Raw genomic sequence first — 9,743 nt, forward strand, 5'->3', positions numbered from 1 at the left:
GCCGACAGGCCGCCCGTCTCTTTTGCCGGGCGCCGGCGCGCCGCACAACGATGTCGCCGTCCGGCGCATCCACCCCGTCGTGCTTCACGCCGATCCGGATCGGTTCGCGATTGCCCGCCTTGCGGTGCGGATTGGCATCACGCGGCGAATCCGCATATCCGTAGCACTCCTTCTGATGAAACGTCTCCCGCTTGCCGATCCCGATTCGGGTTGTAGAAGAAGATCGTGCAGCCGATACCCTAAGCGAGCATCGCCTCCATCACCTCGCCCGAACACGGCGCGCAGCACGAATGCAGCAGCGCCCTCTGCGACGGCCGCCCGGAAGCGGCAGCGGCTCGCGCCCGTCCACGGCAGTCATGTCGGCGCCTTGAAGACGGCGTTCCGGACCGCGTCGCGGAGCATGCCGTCGGCGCGCTCCGCGCGGCCCTTCGCCGCACCAAGATCCGGGGAAAACACATCCAGATCGACCAGCGCGGCCTGGGCTTCGTCGCTTGCGATCCACGCACCGGCAACGGCGCGCAATGCGTCGCGATCGGCGTGCATCAGCCGATGCACGACCACGCGACCGATCTCTTCGTACATCGCCCCGCAATCGTCACTGTCGTCGGCGATCGCCTGCAACAGCCGCTCGATCGCCTTGTTCCCCGCGTCGCTCACCTTGCCCTCCCCGGCGCGATGTCACGAGTGCACCGTGAAGCCGCGTACCTGTTCGCGAGCAGCGCGCCCTGCGCGGCGATCACCGCCGGGCGCGCGTCGTTTTCCGGCGCGATGGGCTCGATGCGGTCTTCCTGTCGGCGGTTTTCCTGCCGGACGGCATCGAACGGTTCCGGGTCGGTCCGGTCGGGCAGGCAGCGGTTGCGATCGAACATGGCAGCAATGGCATTCGAGAATTGAACAGTGAAAACGACACGTCCCGGGGTCTGCCCGGGACGGTCTCGACCGATGCAGCGCCGGTCGCCGGATCGTCGATCGCGGCGGCGGGCACGCGGCGTTCGCGTGTTACCGCACCTGGTTGCGCAGCGTCTTCGCGGCGGCGACCATGTTCGTCAGCGCGGGAATCACTTCCGCCCACTGGCGCGTCTTCAGGCCGCAGTCCGGGTTCACCCACAGGCGTTCCGCCGGAATCCTCTCGGCCGCCTTCCTCATCAGGTCGACGATGTGCTCCTGCGTCGGAATGTTCGGCGAGTGGATGTCGTACACGCCCGGCCCGATTTCGTTCGGATACTTGAAGTTGTCGAACGCGTCGAGCAGCTCCATGTCCGAGCGCGAGGTCTCGATCGTGATCACGTCGGCGTCCATGTCGGCGATCGACGCGATGATGTCGTTGAACTCCGAATAGCACATGTGCGTGTGGATCTGCGTATCGTCCTGCACGCCGTTCGCGGTGATGCGGAACGACTCCACCGCCCACTTCAGGTACTCGCCCCACTGCGCGCGGCGCAGCGGCAGCCCTTCGCGCAGCGCGGCCTCGTCGATCTGGATCACGCGCACGCCGGCCTTCTCGAGGTCGAGCACTTCCTCGCGGATCGCCAGCGCGAGCTGGTAGCACGACACCGAACGCGGCTGGTCGTCGCGGACGAACGACCAGTTCAGGATCGTCACGGGGCCGGTCAGCATGCCCTTCATCGGCTTGTTCGTCAGCGACTGCGCGTACGTGATCCACTCGACCGTCATCGCCTTCGGGCGGCTGATGTCGCCGAACAGGATCGGCGGCTTCACGCAGCGCGAACCGTACGACTGCACCCAGCCGTACTGGCTGAACGCATAGCCGTCGAGCTGCTCGCCGAAGTATTCGACCATGTCGTTGCGCTCGGCTTCACCATGCACGAGCACGTCGAGTTCGAGCGATTCCTGTTCGCGCACGCTGCGCTCGATCTCGGCCTGCATCGCCTTGCGGTAACCGGCTTCATCCAGCGCGCCGGCCTTGAACTGGCTGCGCGCCTGGCGGATTTCGCCGGTCTGCGGGAACGAACCGATCGTCGTCGTCGGGAAGGCCGGCAGATTCAGACGCGCCGACTGCTTCGGCGCGCGCTGCGTATAGGGGCTCACGCGGTTGCCCAGCCGTGCGTCGATACGCGCGATCGCCGCTTTCACCGCCGGGTTGTTTACGCGCGGCGACCTGCGGCGCGATTCGATCGCGGCGGCGTTCGCGGCGAGCGCATCGGCCACCTTGCCGCGGCCTTCGTTCAGCGCGGTCGCGAGCACCTTCAGTTCGTCGAGCTTCTGCAGTGCGAACGCGAGCCACGATCGGATCTCCGCATCGAGCTTCTCCTCGCTCGCGAGATCGACCGGCACGTGCAGCAGCGAGCACGACGGCGCGAGCCACAGGCGCTCGCCCAGTTGCTTCGCGAGCGGCTCGAGCCAGGCGAGTGTCGCGTTCAGATCCGTCTTCCAGATGTTGCGGCCATTGATCGCGCCCACCGACAGCACGCGGTCGGCCGGCAGTTCGCGCACCAGCGCGTCGACTTCGTCGCGAGCGTTGATCGCATCGACGTGCAGGCCGTCGACCGGCAGCGCGCTCGCGAGCGTCAGGTTGTCCTGAAGCTGGCCGAAGTAGGTGGCGAGCAGCACCTTGATGCGACGCGTTTCCAGCGCCTCGTACGCGGTGCGGAATGCCTGGCGCCATTCGGCGTCGAGCTCCGTGACGAGAATCGGCTCGTCGATCTGCACCCATTCGACGCCCTGGGCGGTCAGCGTGTCGAGCAGCGCGCCGTATACCGGCAGCAGCTTCGGCAGCAGCGCGAGCCGGTCGGAATCGTCCTTCGTCTTGCCGAGCCACAGGTACGTGACGGGGCCGATGATCACCGGCTTCGCGGCCACGCCCTGCGCCTGTGCTTCCGCCAGTTGCTGGAGCAGGCGCGACGGGTCGAGCGAGAAGTTCGTGTCCGCGTGGAATTCCGGCACGATGTAGTGGTAATTCGTATCGAACCACTTCGTCATTTCACCGGCCGAAACGCCGCCGCAGCACGCCGCATGCTCCTCGGCCGACTGCGCCGAACGGCCGCGCGCCACGCGGAAGTAGTTGTCGAGCGCGTCGCCGTGGAAGCCCTGCACGCGCTTCGGCAGGTGGCCGAGCGTGAAGCTCATGTCGAGCACCTGGTCGTAGAACGCGAAATCGCCGACCGGCGCCAAGTCCAGATCGCGCTGGTCGTTCCAGTGACGTCGACGCAGTTCGGCGCCGAGCGCCTTCAGCTCGTCGCGCGACGATTCGCCTTTCCAGTAGCGTTCGAGCCCAAACTTGAGTTCACGCTTCGCGCCGATGCGCGGAAAACCAAGGTTGTGTGTCGTGACCATGTGGCTGCCGTCCAGAAGAAAATTGAAGACCCGGAAGCCATGATAGGGATTTCAACCCATGAAATGAAATGGCATTATTTCATCCACTCATTAAACTCGCTCATGCATCTGTTGAATGGGCGATATCCACGCTGGAGCAATTTCACGTCGTCGTCATTGGTAAAGCCGGGCGCCGGGGCTTGCTGACCGCCGCCCCCAACGCGCTGCATCTCACGCAATCGGCCTCAGCCATACCGTCAGGAAAATCCAGCGGCAGCCCGGCCCGCCGATCCGGAATCGCGAGGGCTGCGGTCTGCGTTTCACGCAGCGCGGGCTGTATCTGCTGAAGCCGACGGACCGGCTGCCGCCGCAGTTCAGGCTCGTCGATGAGCGGATGAAACAGCAAGCGAAGGGCGCGCACGGCACGTTGCGCGACGGGATGGAATGCCGCTCGTGCGACCTTCGGCCGCTGAAGGTCGTGGCGCGCTGCCCGTCACACTGGCCCGGCGTGGACGTCGACGTGAAGCCGCGCGTCCAGTCCGGCAGCATCGGCGCACGGTTCGTGCCACGACATCGACGTGCTCGCGACGCGCCCGATTCGCTGAGCAAGCCGGGCTTGCGTTTGGCCCGCGTGTTCGACTACGGGCAAGTGCGGGTGGCGGCCAACACACACCGGTTCGCGAATGCAGACTACGCGACGCCCGGGCAACTGACCGACGAGATCCAGATCAGCTACCGAGCAGTTCGACATCGACAACCCGTTCCTGACACCGCCGACATCCTGCCGAGGCAGCACGGGTCGATCGAGACGACCGGCATCATGTTCCGGCAGGTCGCGAGCAGGCGCATCGGCGCATGGATGGACGCGCTGCGGCATGGCAGCGACATCGTCGCGATCACGCATGCGGCGATCGTCCGCGCGGCCGTCGCACACGAGCTGCGGATGGATTCCGGCGCGGCAGTCCGCATCGATGTCGCGCCGCTGTCCTGCATGATGCTGGTTGCAACGCCACACGGCTGGACATTGATCCATGACGACGTTCGGAGTAACACTGGCGCCTAGACTCATGCATGCGACGCCGCGCTCACCGCGCAAACCATGATGCATGCCGGCGTATCGCGCCACGACCCTGTGGCGCCGCCTGCCTTACGTGGCTGTAAGACATACCGTTCGTCATCCCGATTGTCATCAAACTGACTGCTGGCCGAAGCTAGGATCGGACGCGGTTCCCCTGCGAGACACCGTCATGAATCAACCTGCTTCCTCTGCTCCGGGCAGTTCCGGCTCCGTCGAACGTACCAAACAGCTCGGTTACGCCGTCTTCCTGCTGGTACTTGCGATCGGCGCCGTCTATATCGCCACGCACCTGATCGACGATCTGTCGCCAGTCCACAGCGGCTCGCTGTTCGCGTACCTGATGCTCGGCTTCGCGCTGCTGATCGCGCTCGGCTTCGAATTCGTCAACGGCTTCCACGACACCGCGAACGCGGTTGCCACCGTGATCTATACGCACTCGCTGACACCGAACGTCGCGGTGATCTGGTCCGGCATGTGGAACTTCCTCGGCGTGATGATCTCGAGCGGCGCCGTCGCGTTCGGCATCCTGCAACTGCTGCCGGTCGAACTGATCCTGCAGGTCGGCAGCGGCGCCGGCTTCGCGATGGTGTTCGCGCTGCTGATCGCCGCGATCGTGTGGAACCTCGCGACCTGGTACTTCGGGTTGCCGTCGTCGAGTTCGCATACGCTGATCGGCTCGATCATCGGCGTTGGACTGATGAACCAGATGATGCACGGGCCGTCCGGTACGAGCGGCGTCGACTGGGGTCAGGCGCTCGGCGTCGGCAAGTCGCTGCTGTTCTCGCCGATCGTCGGCTTCCTGTGCGCGGCGCTGCTGCTGCTCGTGCTGAAAGCGCTCGTGCGGATTCCCGAGCTGTACAAGGAGCCGCCGAAGGATCAGCCGCCGCCGTTCTGGATTCGCTGTCTGCTGATCCTGACCTGTACGGGCGTGTCGTTCGCGCACGGGTCGAACGACGGGCAGAAAGGGATGGGCCTCATCATGCTGATCCTGATCGGCACGGTGCCGACCGCGTATGCGCTGAACAAGGCCGTCACGCCGGCCGAAACGCAGACCTTCGTCGCGGTCGCGAACCAGGCGGCCGCGACGTTCGGAAAGTATACGAACGGCGTCGCACCGTCCGCGAACCCGCGGGCCGACGTCGAACACTACGTGCAGCGTCGTGAACTGACGCCGGCCGTACTGCCGGCCGTGCAGCAGTTGTCCGCGTCGCTCGCGAGTGCGGTGGGCGAGTCGGGCTCGATGGCGGCCGTGCCCCAGCGCGATGTCGACAACGTGCGCAACACGATGTATCTGGTGTCCGAAGCGATTCGCCTGATCGAGAAATCCGGTCAGCCCGCGTTCGCCGCCGACGACAAGCTCGCGATCGACAACTATCGCAAGCAGCTCGATCACGCGACCAAGTTCATTCCGACGTGGGTGAAGGTCGCGGTCGCGATCGCACTGGGCCTCGGCACGATGGTCGGCTGGAAGCGGATCGTCGTGACCGTCGGCGAGAAAATCGGCAAGCAGCATCTGACGTACGGACAGGGCGCATCGGCCGAACTCGTCGCGATGCTCACGATCGGCGCCGCCGACGTGTACGGGTTGCCCGTGTCGACGACACACGTGCTGTCGTCGGGTGTGGCAGGCACGATGGCGGCGAACGGGTCCGGGTTGCAATGGAGCACGGTGCGCAGCCTCGTACTCGCATGGGTGCTGACGCTGCCGGCGTCGATCGTGCTCGCAGGCGGTCTCTACTGGCTGTTCCGGTCGATAGCCTGACCGGCGTCCGTAGAGCGGCCGGAGAAGCCGGCCGCTCTACGTGCATGGTTCGAACGGCGCGGTCCTGCTGTCCTGCTGTCCTGCTGTCCTGCTGTCCTGCTTGCCTGCTTTCCGCTTTCCGCTTTCCGCTTTCCGCTTTCCGCTCTCCGCTCTCCGCTCTCCGCTCTCCGCTCTCCGCTCTCCGCTCTCCGCTCTCCGCTCTCCGCTCTCCGCTCTCCGCTTCCCGCTCCCCGGCTTCGGCGAGTTCGCTACGATCACGCGGCATCGCACGCTTTCCCTCCCCTCCTGTTCCGAATTGGAACGCAAGATCTGGAGCGCGCCGGTATGCGGACGTCATTAGACTGGGTTCGTCAACTTCCATCGTGAATTCAGCCGTACGCGATGCCCCCGGGCATTCCGTGCGGCGTCACATTGCCGACGAACCGAGGTACGCCCGTGAACATTGCCGACCTGCAACCTGCCGTCGAATCGCCGGACATCGCACTACGCGTCGACGCGATCGACTGGCCAACCGTCGACGCCGATCTCGATCGCTACGGATGTGCGCGCGTGCCGGGCCTGCTACCCGCGACCGGGTGCGCGGCGCTCGCATCGCTCTATCCGCACGATGCGCTCTATCGTTCGCGCGTCGTGATGGCGCGACACGGGTTCGGACGCGGCGAGTACAAGTATTTCGCCTACCCGCTGCCGGCAGTCGTCGCCGAGCTGCGCGCCACGCTCTACCCTCATCTCGCGCCGATCGCGAATCGCTGGAACCAGGCGCTCGGAATCGACGTCCGCTATCCGGCCAACCACGCGACGTTCCTCGACCGCTGCCACGCCGCGGGGCAGACGAGACCGACGCCGCTGATCCTGCAATACGGTCCCGACGATTACAACTGTCTCCATCAGGACCTGTATGGCGAGCACGTCTTTCCGCTCCAGGTCGCGATCCTGCTGTCGGCACCGGGTCATGATTTCACGGGCGGCGAGTTCGTGCTGACGGAACAGCGGCCGCGCATGCAGTCGCGTGCGGAAGTGGTACCGCTGACGCAAGGCGACGCGGTCATCTTCGCCGTGCATGGCAGGCCGGTAACGGGAACGCGCGGTGTCTATCGCGTCAATCTGCGCCACGGCGTGAGCCGGATCCTGAGCGGCCGCCGCCACACGGTCGGCATCATCTTTCACGACGCGCAGTGACGGCACGCGGGATGCATATGGCGCGGTCGCATCTCGCGTCGCGCGGATGGGCTCGCACGAAACACGATTCGCCTGAGGCGCCGTTTTCGCGTTGCCGCTCGGGATTCGTCGCGACCGGTTCACCCGTCTATCGCGACGAGAGACTGCTTGCGCTACCCGTCGGGCTGCCGTCGCTACGACGGCTCGGCGATTCGGGCGAATCGGTAGCAAAGGGCGCTCGCGAATCGCAACCGTCAGGCGCCTGGAGGCCCGGCTTACCCTCGCGCCATATTCGCCCGCAGACGGTCGCCCGCATTGGCGGCAAGTCGGGCGTAGCCCGGCAACGTCAGCAACGCCAGCACGCCTGCCGCGACGAACGCCCAGCGGAAATCGTCGAGTACATAGTGCATGCCGACCGAATCGCCTCGCACCAGCGCCGCGAGTCGCAGCGACAACGCACCGAACGCGATCCCCATCCCGATCGTCATCTGCTGCGCCGCGCTCCACAGCGTGCTGGCCGCGCTCGTCTGCTGGGCCGGAATGTCCGCATAGGCCAGCGTCGCAAGCGTCGTGAACTGCATCGACCGCGTCAGCCCGTAGACGAATACGACCAACAGCGTAATCGCCAACGGCGTCGATGCGCTCAGCCAGCCGCACGCTATCGTGCAAAGACCGGCAATCGTCACGTCGACGAGCGCGACCCGCCGGAAGCCGAAGCGGTCGAGAATCCACGACGTCCCCGCCTTCATCCCGAGATTGCCGACCGCGCTCGCGAGCAGCAGCAGGCCCGACTGGAACGGCGACAGCCCGAAGCCGATCTGGAACAGCAGCGGCAGCAGGTACGGCACGGCGTTGATCGCCATCCGCGTGACCGAGCCGGTGATCACCGTGACCGAAAACGTCGGCACTTTCAAGGTCGTGAAATCGAGCAGCGGATGGGCACAACGTTGAGCATGCAACCAGGCGGCAATGCCGAACATCACGCTCGCCCCCAGCAGGATGGCCGCGCGCGTAAAGTGGACGTCCTGCTGGCCGGCCGCTTCGGTGCCGATCAGCAGACAGGTCAGCGCGCCACCGGCGAGCACGAAGCCGCCCCAGTCGAGCGGCCGTTGCTCGTCGGCCCGCGTGTTCCGGACGATCAGCCAGGTACAGATCAGCGCGGCGATGCCGAACGGGACGTTCAGCAGGAAGATCCATCGCCATGATGCATAGGTCGTGATGAAACCGCCGATCGGCGGCCCGACGACGGGCGCGACGATGCCCGGCCACGTGATCGTCGCGATCGCCCGCATCAGCTTGGCCTTCTCGGTGCTGCGCACCACGATCATTCGCCCGACGGGCACCATCATCGCCCCACCGACGCCTTGCAGCAGGCGTGCGGCAGTGAATGTCAGCACGCCCTCGGACAACCCGCACAGCACCGATGCACCGGTAAACACGACGATGGCACTGGCGAACACCGTGCGGGATCCATAGCGGTCGGCAATCCAGCCGCTGATCGGAATGAACACCGCAAGCGCGAGCATGTAGGCCGTCATCCCGAGGCTCAACGCATTCGGCCCGACGCCGAACGAGTGCGCCATTTGCGGCAGCGCGGTCGCGATCACGGTCGTGTCGAGGTACTCCATGAAGAACGTTGCGGCGACGAGATACGGCAAGAAGTCGGTCGTCCGACCACCTTGGGCGGGGCTGTCAGTCATGAACGGTTCTGGAACGGGGGCCGAAGACCCCGGCCGCCTGCTTGCGCGCGGCCGGGACAAGTGGCGATATTACCCCGAAGCGCTCGCACTCTGCTCTGCGCACTCGAGGAACTGAAATTACTTTATGCGCATAGATTCGATCTGATGCGACAGCGTCGACATGCGGCGATCGAAACAGAACCGCGTGTGTTCACGTGAATATCGGCGATGATCGCGCACGTTGCCGGCGTTATTCGCCCAACAGGCCGTCCTGACGAAGCTGGTACTGTTCGCCGCGGCACGCGTTGGCCCATTCGGCACGCCCCTGCTCGTCCGTTGTTCCCTGGTAGACGACGGCACCATCGGATACGCGGATCAACGAGAACTTCATGTTGGCAAACGGGCCGACATCACCATCCGCGTCCTGGAATTTGGCATGGAACGGTGCATGAACGCAGTTCGTTTCCTGCTGGGCCGCGCAGCCCAGCAACGAGAAGCAAAGCAGAAGCGGCACGAGTTTCTTCATCAGGCTGGGCTCGATAAACGGTTTGTCGGCGCGAAGAAAGGAACGACAGCAGGAAGTGCACCCTGGATTGATGCCTTTTCGGCGCTGAAATGCAAAAACCCCCGCCTTTTGGGCGGGGGTTTCTGGCTTAGGGAGCCTGACGATTACCTACTTTCACACGGGAATCCGCACTATCATCGGCGTAGAGTCGTTTCACGGTCCTGTTCGGGATGGGAAGGGGTGGGACCGACTCGCTATGGTCATCAGGCAAAGAGGGTTGTTGCGCTG

Annotated in this window: 8 protein-coding genes, 1 rRNA gene and 1 pseudogene; 3 read left to right on the forward strand and 7 right to left on the reverse strand. The window is 65.1% G+C overall.

Going from position 1 to position 9,743, the window contains the following annotated elements:
* Positions 1-242 precede the first annotated feature (242 nt).
* The 4 genes and pseudogenes from GQ57_RS44420 to metE all read right to left on the reverse strand — a co-directional run.
* Positions 243-358, reverse strand: a pseudogene (locus GQ57_RS44420) (epoxyqueuosine reductase QueH); the annotation flags it as partial.
* Positions 355-621: a hypothetical protein gene (locus GQ57_RS43425; RefSeq protein WP_152603346.1), complete on the reverse strand. Its 267-nt coding sequence runs from the start codon at positions 619-621 to the stop codon at positions 355-357. The pseudogene GQ57_RS44420 and the gene GQ57_RS43425, both read right to left, overlap by 4 nt.
* Positions 622-653: 32 nt before the next feature.
* Complete coding sequence (locus GQ57_RS24715; protein ID WP_034199301.1) at positions 654-869, reverse strand: hypothetical protein; 216 nt, start codon at positions 867-869, stop codon at positions 654-656.
* Between the two features lie 130 nt (positions 870-999).
* Entirely contained in the window at positions 1,000-3,294 is a 2,295-nt protein-coding gene (gene metE / locus GQ57_RS24720) for a 5-methyltetrahydropteroyltriglutamate--homocysteine S-methyltransferase (RefSeq protein WP_031403437.1), read from the reverse strand.
* A 487-nt stretch (positions 3,295-3,781) separates the two neighbouring features.
* Here metE and GQ57_RS43430 point away from each other — a divergent pair, with 487 nt between their 5' ends.
* The 3 genes from GQ57_RS43430 to GQ57_RS24735 all read left to right on the forward strand — a co-directional run bounded on the left by GQ57_RS43430 (position 3,782) and on the right by GQ57_RS24735 (position 7,292).
* Positions 3,782-4,336, forward strand: coding sequence for a histidine phosphatase family protein (locus GQ57_RS43430; RefSeq protein WP_200880669.1), 555 nt, complete (start codon positions 3,782-3,784; stop codon positions 4,334-4,336).
* Positions 4,337-4,520: 184 nt separating this feature from the next.
* Positions 4,521-6,113 carry an inorganic phosphate transporter gene (locus GQ57_RS24730; RefSeq protein ID WP_034199302.1) on the forward strand — a complete coding sequence of 531 codons (1,593 nt, stop codon included), beginning with the start codon at positions 4,521-4,523 and terminating at the stop codon, positions 6,111-6,113.
* A gap of 435 nt (positions 6,114-6,548) precedes the next feature.
* Positions 6,549-7,292, forward strand: coding sequence for a 2OG-Fe(II) oxygenase (locus tag GQ57_RS24735; protein ID WP_034199303.1), 744 nt, complete (start codon positions 6,549-6,551; stop codon positions 7,290-7,292).
* 254 nt (positions 7,293-7,546) lie between these two features.
* Here the strand turns inward: GQ57_RS24735 and GQ57_RS24740 are convergent, their stop codons facing one another.
* From GQ57_RS24740 to rrf, 3 genes are all read right to left on the reverse strand, one after another.
* Positions 7,547-8,971 (reverse strand): DHA2 family efflux MFS transporter permease subunit, encoded by a 1,425-nt coding sequence (locus GQ57_RS24740; protein ID WP_034199304.1) that lies wholly within the window; start codon positions 8,969-8,971, stop codon positions 7,547-7,549.
* Between the two features lie 229 nt (positions 8,972-9,200).
* Positions 9,201-9,476, reverse strand: coding sequence for a hypothetical protein (locus GQ57_RS24745; protein WP_034199305.1), 276 nt, complete (start codon positions 9,474-9,476; stop codon positions 9,201-9,203).
* Positions 9,477-9,610: 134 nt separating this feature from the next.
* Positions 9,611-9,723 (reverse strand): 5S ribosomal RNA (rrf, locus tag GQ57_RS24750).
* Positions 9,724-9,743 lie beyond the last annotated feature (20 nt).

Source organism: Burkholderia sp. MSh2 (assembly GCF_000731655.1).
Classification (GTDB): Bacteria; Pseudomonadota; Gammaproteobacteria; order Burkholderiales; family Burkholderiaceae; genus Burkholderia; species Burkholderia paludis.

What these genes read in the sequence shown, in the direction of transcription:
- GQ57_RS24715 (WP_034199301.1), bottom strand. Translation starts at nt 869, where the DNA reads ATGTTCGATCGCAACCGCTGCCTGCCCGACCGGACCGACCCGGAACCG.
- metE (WP_031403437.1), bottom strand. Translation starts at nt 3,294, where the DNA reads ATGGTCACGACACACAACCTTGGTTTTCCGCGCATCGGCGCGAAGCGT.
- GQ57_RS24740 (WP_034199304.1), bottom strand. Translation starts at nt 8,971, where the DNA reads ATGACTGACAGCCCCGCCCAAGGTGGTCGGACGACCGACTTCTTGCCG.
- GQ57_RS24730 (WP_034199302.1), top strand. Translation starts at nt 4,521, where the DNA reads ATGAATCAACCTGCTTCCTCTGCTCCGGGCAGTTCCGGCTCCGTCGAA.
- GQ57_RS24745 (WP_034199305.1), bottom strand. Translation starts at nt 9,476, where the DNA reads ATGAAGAAACTCGTGCCGCTTCTGCTTTGCTTCTCGTTGCTGGGCTGC.